Genomic DNA, 16,319 nt, shown 5'->3' with positions numbered 1-16,319 from the left:
ATATATAAGCTATCTAAATAAATGCTTTATCGCTTCTAATTGAATTTTGTGGCTACACTCATCGCAACAATATGTTCCTTTCGGTTTCTCTTTAAATCGTTTATATTTTTCACTACCTTCGTAAACACGAAATACATTTTTGCAAGAAAAGCAAACAATTTCATAAAACATCATATGCATTTTCCTCTCCATGTTTATACATTTTTTTAATCACTTAAGAAAATCAGTTTTCTATAGTACAAATCTTAATATCCTCTGACTAAAGGTTTACCTCTATTCTTATCGAATTATATAAATATCTTATAAAGCGAGGTGAAAATCTTGATTAGTAATATAGAATTAGTTTTATATGCGAAAGCAAGTTTAGCTGAAAGACCATGTTGGAATGAAAATATTGGAGCTGAAACTATATGAACCGTATCGATTACATAAGAAACGAAGAAAAGAAATATCATGACCTTTGCTATGAAGAATATAAACTATTTGAAACTGGCTCTTGGCTTTACAAACCGGTTAAAACCGTTATGGACTTAATGGATTACTTTGAAGGACAAACTAACTTACAAGTACTTGACCTGGGCTCTGGCGTTGGAAGAAATAGTATTCCACTTGCACAAAAAATAAAAAATGGTAGCGGCACTGTTACTTGTGTGGACTTACTGGATTCCGCTTTAACAAAATTACAAACTTATAGCAAAGAACATGATGTATTTGAAGTTATAAAAACAGAACAAGCAGCTATTGAAAACTACTATATTGCCCCTAACACTTATGATTACATCATTGCAGTATCAAGTTTAGAGCATGTTCAATCAGAAGAAGATTTAAAAAACGTGCTCCATTCTATGAAAAAAGGTACAAAGATTGGTGGTATCAATTGTTTAATTATTAACTCGAACATACAAGAAATCGACTTACATACAAATGAAGAATTAGATGCTTTAGTTGAAATTAACCTTCCTACTGATAAAATGATATATCTATTAAAAAATATTTATGAAGACTGGAAGGAAATGAAAGTTGAAATAAAAGAATTAGCTTATGATATAGTCCGAAACGAAAGACACATTTTATTAAAAACAAATGCTATAACATTTGTTTTTAATAAATAAAACTATAAAAGGTAAGGTTTTTTCCTCCTATATTCATAGAAACACCCTTACCTTTCAATTATAAATCCTTGGAAAATTGCTTCGTTATTAGTTTTAACTTCATTTAAAATATTATTTTTATTAGAAATACTATTTAGCTATTAATTGAATTCATTCATTTTATTAATAATTGCTTGTCGAGCTTTTTCTTTATCATCAAAATGAATAGTTGAATCTTTTAAAATTTGATACGTTTCATGCCCCTTCCCTGCAATCAAAACAATATCATTAGTAGATGCCATGTGTATTGCATGATTTATAGCTAGTTCACGATCTACTTCTATTTTATAATTCAAATTATTATTCTGTGAAAATCCTTTTTCAATATCTTTAATTATTGCCTTCGGGTCTTCCGAACGTGGATTGTCAGAAGTAATAAAAACAAAATCACTATAACTTCCAGCAATTCCACCCATTATAGATCGTTTTTTCGCGTCTCTATCTCCACCGCAACCGAAAACAGTAATGATTTTACCTTTTGAAAACTCGCTAATTGTAGAGAGGACATTTTCTAACGCATCCGGTGTATGAGCGTAGTCCACTATTACAAGGAAATCTTGGTTTTCGTCTATAATTTCCATTCTACCTTCAATGCTCTTTAAGTTATATAAGCTGTCACTAATGTTTGTAAGCGGAATACCTTCAACCAATGCAGCTGTTATTGCTGCTAATGCATTATAGACATTAAAGCGGCCTATTAGATTTAGATGGATTTCTATTTCTCCATTAAAGGATGCAACTACAAAACGAATTCCTTTTGGGCTTAAAGTTATGTTCTTCGCTTGAACATCTGCTTTATTATGTATCCCATATGTGATAACCTCAGCTGAAGTAATTTTTTTAAAGTATTCTACCGACGGATCGTCTGCATTCAATACAACAAATTTTTTATCTGTAATAGAAAAGTCATTTCCTAATCTGGAAAATAGAAGGCCTTTTACTTGCTTATATTCCTCAAATGTTCCATGGTAATCCAAATGATCTTGCGTTAAATTTTTAAAAACAGCGGTTTTAAAGTTATACCCTTTAACTCTTTCCATATGTAAACCTTGTGAGGTAACTTCCATAACACAATAATCTGTATTATGATTTTTCATCGTTTGCAAATTCCGCTGAAGTATCGGTGGTTCTTGCGTATTAATATCAGTAGGATACCATTTCGAACCAACTTTCACTCCGTTATTCCCCATAAGCCCTGTTTGAAATCCATAATCAGTTAAAATTTTTTCAAGTAAATAGGAAGTGGTTGTTTTACCATTTGTTCCTGTAATTCCAATTAGCTTCATTTTATTAGACGGGTAACCATAGAAATGTGACGCAATAACTGCCATAGCGTATCGTGCATCATTAACAATTATTTTAGGTATTTCAATATTTACATCTCTTTCTACAATTAACGCCACAGCGCCATTTTTTACTGCATTTTCAACAAATTGATGTCGATCTTCAAGAAAACCATCGATACCTGATACACATATAAATAAATTTCCACTAGTTATTTTTCTAGAATCCATTTCTAATCCCGTAATTTCTACATTCATATCTCCAATGGTTTCTTTAATCAAAAACAAATCCGCCAGCTCTTTTAGTTTCAAATCCCTCGCCCCCTTACAAATTCCCCCTACTTATTTTACCACTTTATATAAAATAATGGTTTAAAATTCCATATTAGTCGGACGAAATTTAATCATCTTCAATAAACAAAAAATAAAAGAGCACTTGTTTCCGCAAGTGCTCTTTTTGGGGATTTTGAGATACCCTATTAACGAAAGTTAAGGTTACTTAAAGTTAATAGGTATTTCTATTATATGCTTGTCCTTTTTATTTGTGCATAATCAATATATAAGAATTTATATTAACACTAAATAATTTCCTTAATTACTATTTTAGAATAAAGGTTATTCAACTCATTGCAAATAGCCTAAAAAAGATAAGCCAAAACTATTATTAAAATATAAATTTAATATCATACATTACTTGTTCAGCTACAGTATCAGCTAATTGATTAACAAATTGATAAAACAAATACTAAATTTATTTTAAACCTAAAATCGGTAATACTGTGTAATTAATCCTATATCCTTCAAACCCTGATGGCTTCACATCGTATTCCCACTTATGGAAGCATTCTGTTAACATGTATCCTACTTTTCCTTTATTCTCGTCTGTATTATGATTAATATAGCCGCATTGTTGGTGCGAGGTAATGAGATCCCCAGAAATTTTCTCCACATTCTTAAAACGGCTAAGATCAGGCGTCACATCTATCCAACTTTTATTTGTTACTTTATCATAACGAGCTTTTAAACGATAAATAATCCAACCATTTGGTTGTTTGAGTACACTATTCTCTAAAGAGGCCTTACCTGAATAGTAAGTAACTACATCAATCTCAACTTCTTCTTTGTTTTTCATATCTTCCATGAATTGTACAACTTCACTATAATCTGTTTCTTTTAGTTCTTCCTCAAAAACACCAAGTGATACTAAAATTAGTATGAACGCTGTAATTGAAAATAAGGTAATGATTATCTGTTTTCTTGTCATATAGTTCCCCCTAATTATATTAAACACTACACATGATATGGCTTTGAATATATTCACTCTAGTGGTATAACGTTTTTCCTCCATTTTAAATTTCACCATAATTAACCACATTATTGTTTCTAGAAATACTAAATGAAAATCATATTTTCAACATGGTTAAACTTCATTTTAAGCAGACAACAGATAAGGTATACTTCGCCCATTACGATATGACCACCTACTAATCTTTTTCTTTTGTACAAGCAATTAATAGCCGAAATTTTCACAAAACATTTTGACGTATTACTTATTCCAATATAAAATTATATGCAAACAATCAAAATTAACCTAAAATATATAAAGGGTATACCATACTAACAGTTAAATGCTTAGATTTGTCCTTTTCCATAATTAACAAGGATAGAGTAACATGAAAATAGAGAACGAGTACCGTTACTAATCACATGCAGGTTCTTTGAAAATTACATTTTCATACTATAAACATAAATAAAAGGGGTACATACGAAATGAACGGTTTAATGGAAAATAATTTAAGAACTTTGTTCCTTCTCTTTGTTAGTATAATTGTACTAGTATTTCAAACTATTATTTTTGTAAGAATAGTAAGAAACTGGTTCAAAACCAAAAATATAGATAAATTAAAAGAAGATAAACAGTATATTAAAAAGCTAACTATAGTATACATAGCAATTATGGTAATAGGCGCTATTACAAACTTACCTTTATTCGGATTTATATTGTTAGGTTTTATGTCTAATACTATTATATTAATGTCTTTAAAGATAGAATTGTCTAATACAAAATCAAGTCAGTTGAAAACTGTGAAGAACTCAAAGCTCATGTTATGGTTTGTAATGAACACTATACACTTAGTGCTTTTCTTTGTTGAGGGGATAAAACTCATTAAACGTATATAAGGCGATACTTTGGGATAACGATACGAGTTCTTACGCATCACTTAATTACATTACATTGACAAATTTATAGAAGGGACTGTATCTTTTAAAAGAAACGGTCCCTTCTATAAATATATATGTATTAAAATTTATATTTTTTTACGGTACAAGGAATAGTTACAATGTACAAATCTATAGCATAGATTGTAACCCAAATACCTTTACCTTCAGCTTCTAACTTTTTTTCTAATTGAGACAAATGCTCTGAAACTTTTCTTTTCCCCCATCTTCTAGGAAGCCATTGAAAAACCTTAGGAACATTATATTTCTTATTATACCAAGTATTCAATCTCCAGAAAATGAAAAAAAACAATACAATAATTATGATACGAAAAATATCAAAATATGAAATTCCTAAAATCATATTTTATTTTCTCCATTTCTTCTTTTTCTGACATTAAAACTCCACAAAAAATATCAAACACATTTTGTTTCTCATTTTATCACTGTATTTCCCCATATTTTAAGCGCTATCTAATCTTGTTTCTCTAGACCTATCGCTATTAAGACTTCTAATTCATTCATAATTTCTTGTGTGTTTTATTATTTATACATAATATACAATTAATATATACTAATTTTTTACAGGTCTTTTCTACATTTTATCATTAAGAAATTAATTGAAGGTTTATTTTCTACATTCTTATTTGGTTCATCAATTTCCGAAACTTGTACTAGTCCATATTTATTAAAATCTTGTTTTATAGATTCAGAATCATAGAAGTACATTTTTATACCTTCCATTATCTCATAATAATCTTTATCCAACTGTCTTCCTTTTCCATACATTGGAGCTTTTTTAGATACAGTTGTAAAAACCATATATCCATCAGGTTTTAACTGATTATAACAATCTTTAATAAATTTCTCTCTTTCCTGCTCATTCAACAAATGAAGAAGTGCATGACTAAATATCCCATCATACAGTTTATTATCAAAAGGCATTTCGCTTACTGAACCGTGATACATACTAACATCTTCTAGTCCATTTTCTCTTGCTAAATCGATCGCCGTTTTCGAAATTTCAATACCTGTTACATTTATACTATTTTCGATAAATACCTTTGCGTTTCTCCCATAGCCAATACCCGGAACTAATATGTCTTTAACGCTCTTTTCCACAAAAAAATCTTTTGTCAAAAGTGCAGATTCTGTAGGTTCAAATCCCCACATCGTTTGTTTCTCAATAAAGCTTGATTCCCAAAATTCCATTATATTTCTATCTCCTTATTTTTATCTCATGTTTAATATCACATGAAAGACCTATTCATTGTAACGCTGCTTTTTTCACCACAGTCACTATAGGTCCATTGAATATAGCATATTAATAAGCCTATATCTAATTTAAAGATTGGTGTAAAATCCACTCTTTTTTATTAACCATTATGCTTTTCTAGAAAAACAAAAAAGCCAATACTTCCCTTGTGGTATTAGCTTTCCTCAAGAGAAATTACCTTTTTGTATTGTACTGATCTAATATTTTTTCTAACATTTCTAAAGTTATCGGTTGAGCTTTCTCTATTAATTGATAACCAATACGCCCATTCGGCTCAGCTGTAACTTGCTGCAAACTCTTTAAATCATGTATTCCTTTTTCTCTTAATTGCATATAAAGTTGTTGTTCAGACATTTTTGCCTTCATCAAGTTCGCTTTAATAATCTCTCCGTTTTCAACAATTACAAAGCTACTGCCATTTAGAAATTGTTCCGCCTTCCTTGATTTCAGTTCAAAGAAATGAATGATAAGAAGTACGCTTGCAAATATTACAGCTGCAAATATAGATGGGACTACTTTCCTACTTAATACAGGCTCTACAATAATACGCGCAATTGATACTACTATAATGATTTCAGCTCTTGTCATTTGGCTAACGGATTTACTGCCTGTCATTTTTAATGCAAGAATCCCAGTGAGAATTAAAATAATGCTTTCAACAATAATATGCATAATTGCCCAATCCTTTAATGGTAAATGTTATTAGCATTCCCATTTCATATAGCATTCTAAATGAACTTTAATTAAACTTTTTTGTGAAAATTAAAACTTACATATATAGAAAATGGATCTATTTAGCCCAACCTTTTTTCAATAAGGATTTGATGATCCATCTTCTAATGTCAAAAAAAACAAAAGCACCCAAATGGATGCGTATAGATTAAACTTATTCATTATTACTTTCTCCACTTTTATCATCAACTGATTTCGAGTCTAACATGCTACCTATATCAGGCGGTAAAGCTAACTCTATACCAGCTACTGGTTGATTATCTTCATTAAACCATTGTTTCTTAAATTTAATCAATTCTTCATTTTTCTTATTTTCATCCATATTACCCCGCCTTTTATGTACATGATATTAAATACCTTACTTAATATGTACATTGAGAAAGATAATATACTATTTGTACATAATGAAAAAGCAAAACCCCTTCCCTGTTTACACAACCCGTTGTACCTATTAAAAATCCCCGTACATTCTACTCCTCGTTTTGTTATCATATTAGTGACGAAATATAAGTGAGCTACGTGATAAGTACATGGTCATTTTATTTATATGAGACAAATACTTTTAAAGGAGTAATTATTCCTTCACTTAATTCCTCAAAACATTTTTTAAGTGCAGTATAATGAATTTCATGTTGAAAAATCTCTTCTATCCATGGCGTCTGTTCTATTTGACTAAAAAACCAATCTGCATGTTTTTGGTAATCATATCCATCACTTGAACCAATGATTTGCAATTCTTTTCGATAAAAGTCAGCGGTTAATGTTAGGTCTTCTATATTACCATCAGAAAGAATACATATCGCCCCATTACTATTAATAGCCTTTTGCAATGTGTGAAACCCTCTATTTGTAGCAGAACATTCTAAACCGTAATTATACGTATTTATAACTTTCTCTTCCAAATCAAAGAGATTTTTCGCACCAAACTTCTTTGCAAATTCCCTTCTATTTTTATTAGGCTCAACAACATCCACATGCTCAACACCTACATAGTATTTTAAAAAATAACAAGCGAGTAAACCAATCACTCCCATTCCAGTAATGAGTACTTTTTCATCCCGTCGCGGGTCTAGCTTCAATACCCCTTTAGCAGCATCACACGAAAGAATAGATAATAAAGCAACTTTAGATTTTATATAACTAGGCACTCGAATTACTTTATCCCCTTTAACTATTCCTACTGTTTCATGTCCATAAAAAGAAACTACTTTATCGCCTACTTTTAATTTTGTTACTTTATTACCAACTTGAATAACTTCACCATAACTTTCATATCCAGTCTTTCTTGGATAAAAAGGATTGGTATCTGTAACATCAGATCCATTATACTGCGGTAACTCTGCTCCAATACTTATTGCACCTGCAATTGTTTTAACGATAATTTCATCATCCTGTATAGACTTAATTTCGCGCGCTTCCCACTTAAGCCTTTTTTGTCCTTCTAAAACTAATTTATTTTGTTCCATTTATAACCCTCTCATTTTATAAAAATATATTCTCACTAAATTTCAAACAATGTATAATAGATTCATCTAAAATTTAAGCTATAAAGTTGGCTAGCAACCAACAGTGATAATATGATAATTGAATTTGATGGATACAGAATGAATGAGTATGCTATTGGCCGTAACTATTCTCTAAACGAATTAAGAACAATGTATTTACATGTAAAAAATGAAGAGATATCTAATGAAGATCTTCTAAGCTTATTTTGTGTATAGTACCATTATGAAAAAATTCCAAAATTACTACAAGAAGTCATCACGAGCGATGTTGTCATTGATTTATATACGGACTATATTTATATCCCTAATAGATAACAGGAAGCTAGATGAAATGAATAGAAATTAGGATTCAGCTAAGTGTTTAATAAAATAAGTGACTGCCCAAATTAATGTCGCAAATTGAGTGACAAAATACATTGTCCATTCAAAACCATTTAATTTTCTCTCTCGTCTTACCTTTTTTAAGTATCTGTAAAATATAAATGTACTAAAGAACATAAGTAACAACGATAATTGTTGTAAATCATCGACTATACGTACCCCCATAGACTCGATTACCCTCCTATTCAAAGTAAATGCTATACTTTAAGGATATCATTTATTGGTAGTTTATTTCCATTTAAAACAATTATGTCCTAAACAAAAAGAGCACTCAATAATTGAGTGCTCTAAAAAGTATTAACGTAACACTTTTCTTCTACTTTTTATAACTCAGTTCTATCACTTCGGTATATGATTACTATCATATTTCCTTGTATAGGGGTAACGTCACATGCCCATCAACTTAAGAATTCCGAATTACCCCAAAACAAAAAAATGAGCTTTTTTGCTACAAGTTAGCACAAAATTTCGTTCTGGGGGTATTTACTCTTCTTAGCTTGATAGCGATGTGGTAGGACCCTATATTTGACTCTTTTTCTACACCTAGATATTCTAGAGTTCGTTCAAACATAAGTGCAGCCTGTTGACGTGTGAGTGTGCCATATGGCGTAAACTTAGTAGCTGAAACACCTCGGATAATTCCTGTATCGTATAGGGCTTGTACATCATAATACCGGCTGCGAACGTATTTACATCAAGAAGATTAATGGAGCAAATGATGATTGCCCTGAATTGGTATGATAGCTGTTTTTGCAGAGTTTGAGCGTGATATTATTCGTTGAAATTCTCTTCTTAAAGATAATATGTAAATACAAACAAAACCAGCAAAACACCGTTCCTATTTCGTACTGGTTTTGTTGAAGTCCATCTTGAATTGTAGCTAGTTCAACGTAATTGCAAATTCTGAATTCGGTGCCCCAGCAATTACAACCGTTCCATTCTTCGGCAGTTTTACTTTGTTATTGCCGCTCACGATGGTAAAGTTGACGCATACTCCATTCTCATCATACACCGCGAACGCACCCTTTGATGGCAATGTCACGGTCATCCTTTTTCCTGCTGCCGCTTGCGGGATCGTAAACCATTTAGCATGCCCATTTGCTTGCAGCGTAACTTTGGATGATTGGCCAGCATCAAGTGGTTTTACGTTGGTTCCACTTACGTATAACAACCCGGCCATTTCCATATATTCATTGCCGCCTTCTGTATAGAAATGCGTTTCCGTCGTATCACGGCCATTCATCACGGGGATTTGGAGCTGATGCGTCGCGGTGTTCGGACCTGTAATTTTTCTGCCCTCCCAATAGCCCGCCAGGCCTTCCTTACGAGTAATTTGTGTGGTAATAAGTTTCGGTTGTACGAGATATTCAATAGAACTAAATTTCTCATTCACGAGATAGAATTTAACACCTTCCCGCTTCGCCCATGCGGCAGCGGTTTTCTTCGATAGCACATTGTCTTCTAGTTTCTCGGCTAAATAGTGAGTCATCACACCTTGCCCTAAGTCTGGTGTCGATTTATATGTGCTCTCCCTCAAATAAGTTCTTCCATTCTTCTCGGTGACAAAGTTGAGCTTAGAAGTACCCTTCTCATTAATAAAGCTTCCATCCGCAGTATATACATATGTTTCTTCTTGATTAGATGGTAAGAACAGTTCTCCATTCTTCGTAATTTCAATTTTGAAATGAGTTTCGCTATTTCCATAAAATCCCGCTTTCTTTGCCACGTCTTGAGGCATCTTGACCTTAACCGGCTTTCCAAAAGATTTGTTAGGCTTGATGTTCTTAATTGTACCCTTCTCTTTAAGCGTGGCGAGCAGCAATTCCGTTGCCAGCAGTTGATTTGTAGAGCTTCGTCCACCGGATGACAACACAGCCGCTGCCATTTTCTGTTCCGGAAGCACAACCAGTATAGCATGTTGCAGTGCCGTGTCGCCGCCCTTAGCCAAGCCTTTTATCCCATATTCACTGAATGGGTATAGTTTCACACTATCCCAGCCAAGACCATAGTTAAAAATATTATCTCCATCCCCCGGCCACATTCCTTTTTTATATTCCTCTTGCTCCATCGCCTTGACTACCTTATCAGAGAGGATCCTTTTTCCCTGTCCTATAAATAATTGTGAGAATCGTACCATATCTTCTGCCGTGGAAGAGACCCCTCCCGTACCAATCACATTCACAGATTCAATTGGAAGCTGCCCATGGTACGCCGGAAAATAAAGTCCAGCCCGCTTTTCGTCTCTCCATTTGTCCTGCGGCGTTTTTGTATGATTCATCTTTAAGGGTTCTGTAAACCATTGATGTAGAAATTTGGTAAAGCTCATACCGCTGACTCTTTCCACCAAAATTTCGGCCAGCGTAAAGCCATCGTTGCAGTATACCGAGAACGCGCCAGGGTCTGCTTTCAGGCTCTGGTTGGACAATTGCTGCAACAAGAAATCATGGGAATAGGTATCATTATCGTTAAATAAAAATGCATTACTTAACGTTGAACCTTGCAAGCCAGAGGAGTGATTCAACAGCATACGCGGGGTAATGCGTTTGTACCGCACATCTTTCATATTAAAATCAGGAACATAGTTGACCACAGGAGCATCCAAATCGACTTTTCCTTCGTCGACCAATTTCATTACAGCCGCTGTTGCATACATTTTACTGACTGAACCAATCCCGTATAGAGTATCTTTGGTTAGTGGCTGTTCCCCTTCCATATCGTTCTTTCCAGCCTGCCCCGACAAAGTAAGCTTGCCATTATCAATTAGCGCATACTGCACGCTAGTCGTCCCATGGGACTTCGTAAGTAGCGCAGCCTTCTCTGCTGCAATCTTCTTCAACTCTTGGCTAGCTACTTCTGCGTTAGATACAACTGTAGTCTTACTGTCAGAAAATGCTTTCGCCCCTGTTGGTAGAATCATAGTTAGCGCTAATGTAACGGCTAATACACCAGTTAGTTTATTTTTCATGAGGGAATTGCCTCCTTAGATAAGTAATCAATTTCATCATTTATTTGTTTAACTATGAAAATATGATAAAATTTATCTGTTCTTCCTTTTGGTTTACTTGCTAAATTCAGCAAGTAAAATATTTTTAAAAGGATCAGGACTATCAGCATTAAGGCTGTTCAAATTGACAGCTAATGTATGCTTGCCTCCAAGTGTGCCTCCAGCAAAAGTAACAAACCCTGGAATGCTACCTCCGTGTCCCCATATTGAGACACCGTTTGGAAGCTTAGCTTCATAGATTCCAAGACCATATCTGCCAAGTGCAGCTTCTCCTGTTGGAACTGTAGTAAGCATTTGTTTTAGTTGCTGTTCTTTTAGTAATTTACCCCCAAGTAAATAAGAGAAGAATTTGTTTAAATCATCAGCTGTAGAAATCATATCTCCGGCCGAGCTCCCCATACTTGGGTTATAATCAGTAACATCTTTTGGCTCACTTGCTCTGTCTAATTGGATATATCCACGGGCATGCTTGATTCCTGAAATCACGCTTGAATTTCCGGGTAAGAATGTATTCGATAATTCAAGTGGTTCAATAATTCGATTTTCAATTTCTTCCGCATAGCTGTTACCAGTTACTTTTTCAATAAGAATCCCTAGTAATACGTATCCTGTATTTGAATACGACCAGCTCTTTCCTGGAGCAAAATCTGGAGGCATGGATATTCCCATCTTTACTAATTCTTCAGCAGTATAAGGTTTTTTTGTATCCATGATATTAAAATCCTTTGACCTTGTGTAATTAGCGATACCACTTGTGTGGTTCAATAATTGCCGGATAGTAATCTATTTATCATCATATTCATTTCCTTGAATGACACCAGGCAACCATTTTTCAATAGAATCGTCTAGATTCAAGCGGTTTTCTCCTGCTAATTGAAGTATAACTGTTGCAGTGAACGTCTTTGTCACGCTGCCAATTCGGAATCGAAAATCTGTTTTCATTGGTTTCTTGGTACTTAGATCCGCTACCCCAGCTGCATAACTCCATGTTTTTCCACCCTTAGAAACTTTAGCAAGTATCCCCGGGAATCCAAGTTGCAATGTATCCCGCACTGCTTGCTTGACAGAATTACGATCTCGTTGAGTACTTGTTTGTACCGAACTAGATACACTTTGAGTAGGTTCTGCTTTTGCAATTAAGGTCGGCGTTGTGTATAACAGAGAACTTCCAGCTATTAAAAGGGCCAGACTTGCACATGTAATTTGACTACGTGTTTTCATAGGGCATTCCTCTCCTCTATTCATATTGTATAGGTGGTTTCTTGCTATTTCGTATTAACCACACAGCTACCATCTCCACCAATGAAAAAAGGTCAACATTGAATTCGTAATCATCTTCATATTTATTATTTTTACAAACGCTATTCTGTCCTGGGTAAATCCCTCTTTTTCCACACATATGTTAACCACATAAATTACTTCTTTTCCTTGAAACAGCCTTGTTACTGGTCTGTTTTTCATATATAAGTCATATCTGTTCCGCCTTTCACGCCTCTTTATATTTTTATCATACACAATGAAAATTTCTTTTTTCTTACCCATTTCTTACAAATTACTTACTTTCAGAATCGCTTTTATAATAGGATAGAAGGAACATCTGTGCCGTAAAGTTCAGTAAATATATTAATCAAAAAGAAACACAGTTTTTTTACTTCTGTGTTTCTTTTTACCATCCTTTTAAATATTAAGAGTCGATTTACCCTTAACAGGATGAATTCTGGCTCTTTTCTAATGTAATTTTTCTTCTTGCAATACAACACAAATGACATTGTGCTGCATGAAACACTCCTAACGTTGTTAAAACCACTGGTTTTTACGTCAAAATTTATTTAACTTAGGGCGGATACTCCATATCCATCAGCTTAAGAAAAATAAACGCCCTTAAAACGAAAAAATAAGTTACCTTCTCAAAGTAACTACCTGTAGAAAAAGAAAATGTTCATTTAGGAGATATATTAAAACCTTAGCTTGATAGTAATGTGGGGCTACCCCACATCCATCAACTTAAGGAGAATAAACGCCACCAAAACAAAAAAAGCCCCAAATTTTTCTCGAAAATAAGGTGGGGCTTTTGAACCAGAAAAGTATATTTTTAACTATGAAAACTACGGTAAATTTTCCCTTTTTTCCTACTTGCTAAATTCAGCAAGTAAAATATTTTTAAAAGGATTAGGACTGTCAGTTCTACCCAAACTATTCCAATTGACAACCAACGTATGCTTGCCTCCAAGTGTACCTCCAACAAGAGTTGTAAACCCTAGAATGCCACCTGTGTGTCCCCATATCGAGACACCGCTTGGAAGCTTAGTTTCATAGATTCCAAGACCATATCCATCGATTCCTTCTTTTCCTGTAGGAACTGTAGTAAGCATTTGTTTTAGTTGCTGTTCCTTCAGTAATTTGCCACCGAGCAAGTAAGAGAAGAATTTGTTTAAGTCGTCAGCAGTAGAAATCATATCTCCAGCCGAGCTACCTGCACTTGGGTTATAATAAGTAACGTCTTTTAGCTCACTTGCTCCGTCTGGTTGGGCATATCCACGGGCATGGTTAGTGCCTGGAATAACACTTGAATTGCCTGGTAGGAATGTATTCGACAATTCAAGTGGTTCAATAATCCGATTTTCAATCTCTTCCGCATAGCTGTTTCTGGTTACTTTTTCAATAAGAATGCCCAGTAATACGTATCCTGTGTTTGAATAAGACCAGCCCTTTCCTGGGGCAAAGTCTGGAGGCAAAGAAACACCCATCTTCACTAACTCTTCAGCCGTATACGATTTTTTTGTATCCGTAAAATCAGCGTCTTTTGACCTTGAGTATTCAGCGATACCACTTGTATGGTTCAATATATGCCGGATAGTAATCTTGTTACCATCATATCCATTTCCTTGAATGACACCAGGCAACCAGTCTTCGATGTAGTCGTCTAGATTCAGGCGATTCTCTCCAGCTAATTGAAGTACAACTGTTGCGGTGAACGTCTTCGTCACACTCCCAATGCGAAAGCGAAAATCTGTTTTCATTGGTTTCTTGGTTCTCAGATCCGCTATTCCAGAGGCATACCCCCACGTTTTTCCACCCTCAGAAGTTTTAGCCAGTATCCCCGGGTATCCAAGTTGCAATGTATCCCGCATTGCTTGCTTGACGGAAGTACGATCTCGTTGAGTATTTGTTTGTAACGAACTAGATACATTTTGAGTGGGCTCTGCTTTTACAATTGAGGTTGGTGTTGTATATAACAGGGAACTTCCAGCTATTAAAAGGGCCAGACTTGCACATGTAATTTGACTACGTATTTTCATAAGGCATTCCTCTCCTCTATTCATATTGTATAAGTGTTTGCTTACTGTTCCTTACTTCCTGACAAGACTTAGGGAAAGGCCCTCACGCATATAGATTAAAGCCCCAGTACAAAGGTATCTATCAATACCAACAATTTGAGCCGGTTAAATCTCCATCCCTTCTATTACAAAATTATTTAAAGGTATGAAAGCATATTATGTACCCTTATTTATTGTTAGGATTAACACAACATGAGACATAGCTCCAACCCATATTTTACTTTATTTACCCATAATATGTATTGAGAAAGAATGTAAATTCGAATCCTTTTCGTACCCCAACTATTGATCGTTTTTTTCACCTATTATAATTAGTTATTTAGAATTTCATAATAAAAAACTGTAAAAAAAATAACGAGTCCCTTAACGTACAGGAAGCGGTTGAAAAATATGTCTAAACGCACAATTTTCTTTTTTTGATATGGTGACCCCATCGCAATCAAGCTAAGGTTTTGAAGTACCCACTAAATGAAATTTTTCTTTCTCTACAGTTAGTTATTTTAAGAAGTCAGCTCATATTTTTGTTTTTGCGGTGTTTACTTTTCTTAAGTTGATGGGTATGTAACGTCACGAAAATACGGATTTACAACGTTTAGGAATTTTCAATACTAAAAAGCCCAACTTCACCGTTAATTCATAGAGAAATTGGGCTTTTTCATTACTCCATAACCATTTTTAAGTTATATTTAAAAACCATGCTTTGACATTGTCTAGAGCATGGTAATTATTTAAACAAATATAAATCTGCTAAGTTGATTTTTCAGCTCAGCTATTTAATGAATTCATTAACTCGAAGAAGTATTCAGGTTTATGAGTCTTATTTAGGTTATACCATGCATGTAATGTATCTGGTGCAAATACATCTAATTTTTTCAGTACTTCCATCGCAAATTCCAGAGGAGCTATTCCTGATGCAGTAACTAAATTCGCATCAGATACCGCAGATCCCAACTCGTAGAACTTTTCTCCTTTATAGTTAGGACATACCATTTTAGTGTATTCTAAATTATTACTTGTATGCTTTCTAGTATCTAAGTATCCCATATTTGCAAGGGCCTCAGTTGCACCACAAATTGCAGCAACAATAGTACCAAACTTTAAAGCTTGGCCAACTCTTTCCAAGATAGGTTGATGAATCTCTTCACTCCAAGTAGTCCCTCCTGGTAAAATTAAAAGATCTTTACTCTCAAAAGTACATTCATCAAGGGAAATATCTGGTTTTATGCTCAATCCCCCCATAGTAGTAATCATTTCTTTATTAGCTCCTACTGTAATTACTTTTAAAGGTACTAAATCTTTTTTAAAATATCTTCCTGAATTTAGTTCGGTAATTAAATATCCATATTCCCAGTCCGACATTGTATTAAATACATATAGAAAAACTTTTTTTGTTTGCATCCCATATCACTCCAATCACAATTGATATGGA

Annotated in this window: 14 protein-coding genes and 3 pseudogenes; 3 read left to right on the top strand and 14 right to left on the bottom strand. The window is 34.0% G+C overall.

The annotated features are described in order from the left end of the window. Positions 1-9: 9 nt before the first annotated feature. On the bottom strand, positions 10-180 hold the full coding sequence (locus tag ABH961_RS08010; RefSeq protein WP_000551050.1) for a DUF2197 domain-containing protein: 171 nt from the start codon (positions 178-180) through the stop codon (positions 10-12). A gap of 230 nt (positions 181-410) precedes the next feature. Here ABH961_RS08010 and ABH961_RS08005 point away from each other — a divergent pair, with 230 nt between their 5' ends. Continuing rightward, positions 411-1,112, top strand: coding sequence for a class I SAM-dependent methyltransferase (locus ABH961_RS08005; protein WP_098630512.1), 702 nt, complete (start codon positions 411-413; stop codon positions 1,110-1,112). Positions 1,113-1,252: 140 nt separating this feature from the next. Here the strand turns inward: ABH961_RS08005 and ABH961_RS08000 are convergent, their stop codons facing one another. Further along, positions 1,253-2,746 (bottom strand): UDP-N-acetylmuramoyl-L-alanyl-D-glutamate--2,6-diaminopimelate ligase, encoded by a 1,494-nt coding sequence (locus ABH961_RS08000; RefSeq protein WP_404519194.1) that lies wholly within the window; start codon positions 2,744-2,746, stop codon positions 1,253-1,255. Positions 2,747-3,185: 439 nt separating this feature from the next. Continuing rightward, positions 3,186-3,698 carry a hypothetical protein gene (locus ABH961_RS07995; protein WP_098642391.1) on the bottom strand — a complete coding sequence of 171 codons (513 nt, stop codon included), beginning with the start codon at positions 3,696-3,698 and terminating at the stop codon, positions 3,186-3,188. A 506-nt stretch (positions 3,699-4,204) separates the two neighbouring features. Here ABH961_RS07995 and ABH961_RS07990 point away from each other — a divergent pair. Next, entirely contained in the window at positions 4,205-4,615 is a 411-nt protein-coding gene (locus ABH961_RS07990; protein WP_001013790.1) for a hypothetical protein, read from the top strand. A 121-nt stretch (positions 4,616-4,736) separates the two neighbouring features. Here the strand turns inward: ABH961_RS07990 and ABH961_RS07985 are convergent, their stop codons facing one another. The 5 genes from ABH961_RS07985 to ABH961_RS07965 all read right to left on the bottom strand — a co-directional run bounded on the left by ABH961_RS07985 (position 4,737) and on the right by ABH961_RS07965 (position 8,128). Continuing rightward, complete coding sequence (locus tag ABH961_RS07985; protein ID WP_098642389.1) at positions 4,737-5,018, bottom strand: hypothetical protein; 282 nt, start codon at positions 5,016-5,018, stop codon at positions 4,737-4,739. Positions 5,019-5,236: 218 nt separating this feature from the next. Further along, positions 5,237-5,866: a class I SAM-dependent methyltransferase gene (locus ABH961_RS07980; RefSeq protein WP_098642388.1), complete on the bottom strand. Its 630-nt coding sequence runs from the start codon at positions 5,864-5,866 to the stop codon at positions 5,237-5,239. A gap of 238 nt (positions 5,867-6,104) precedes the next feature. Continuing rightward, positions 6,105-6,602, bottom strand: a complete 498-nt coding sequence (locus ABH961_RS07975; protein WP_048547056.1) for a DUF421 domain-containing protein — start codon at positions 6,600-6,602, stop codon at positions 6,105-6,107. Positions 6,603-6,816: 214 nt separating this feature from the next. Continuing rightward, positions 6,817-6,984 carry a hypothetical protein gene (locus ABH961_RS07970; protein ID WP_048547055.1) on the bottom strand — a complete coding sequence of 56 codons (168 nt, stop codon included), beginning with the start codon at positions 6,982-6,984 and terminating at the stop codon, positions 6,817-6,819. Positions 6,985-7,201: 217 nt separating this feature from the next. After that, positions 7,202-8,128, bottom strand: a complete 927-nt coding sequence (locus tag ABH961_RS07965) for a zinc-binding dehydrogenase (RefSeq protein ID WP_098642387.1) — start codon at positions 8,126-8,128, stop codon at positions 7,202-7,204. 111 nt (positions 8,129-8,239) lie between these two features. On the opposite strand from ABH961_RS07965, the pseudogene ABH961_RS07960 reads away from it, so the two are divergent. After that, a pseudogene (locus tag ABH961_RS07960) lies at positions 8,240-8,482 on the top strand (hypothetical protein). 27 nt (positions 8,483-8,509) lie between these two features. On the opposite strand, the gene ABH961_RS07955 reads toward ABH961_RS07960, so the two are convergent. The 6 genes and pseudogenes from ABH961_RS07955 to ABH961_RS07930 form a co-directional block, all read right to left on the bottom strand. Next, on the bottom strand, positions 8,510-8,713 hold the full coding sequence (locus ABH961_RS07955; RefSeq protein WP_048547052.1) for a hypothetical protein: 204 nt from the start codon (positions 8,711-8,713) through the stop codon (positions 8,510-8,512). A gap of 283 nt (positions 8,714-8,996) precedes the next feature. Beyond that, positions 8,997-9,206 (bottom strand): annotated as a pseudogene (locus ABH961_RS07950) (S-layer homology domain-containing protein); the annotation flags it as partial. A 222-nt stretch (positions 9,207-9,428) separates the two neighbouring features. Next, positions 9,429-11,513, bottom strand: coding sequence for a serine hydrolase domain-containing protein (locus tag ABH961_RS07945; RefSeq protein WP_404519190.1), 2,085 nt, complete (start codon positions 11,511-11,513; stop codon positions 9,429-9,431). A gap of 93 nt (positions 11,514-11,606) precedes the next feature. Then, positions 11,607-12,773 (bottom strand): annotated as a pseudogene (locus ABH961_RS07940) (serine hydrolase domain-containing protein). A gap of 908 nt (positions 12,774-13,681) precedes the next feature. Next, positions 13,682-14,851, bottom strand: a complete 1,170-nt coding sequence (locus ABH961_RS07935) for a serine hydrolase domain-containing protein (protein WP_098077215.1) — start codon at positions 14,849-14,851, stop codon at positions 13,682-13,684. Between the two features lie 804 nt (positions 14,852-15,655). Beyond that, positions 15,656-16,288 carry a type 1 glutamine amidotransferase family protein gene (locus tag ABH961_RS07930; RefSeq protein WP_048547050.1) on the bottom strand — a complete coding sequence of 211 codons (633 nt, stop codon included), beginning with the start codon at positions 16,286-16,288 and terminating at the stop codon, positions 15,656-15,658. Positions 16,289-16,319 lie beyond the last annotated feature (31 nt).

The organism is Bacillus sp. RC251, from assembly GCF_044908765.1.
Taxonomy (GTDB): domain Bacteria; phylum Bacillota; class Bacilli; order Bacillales; family Bacillaceae_G; genus Bacillus_A; species Bacillus_A wiedmannii.
The sequence above is the reverse complement of the archived record's forward strand: the minus strand, read 5'-3'. Positions and strand labels throughout refer to the sequence as shown.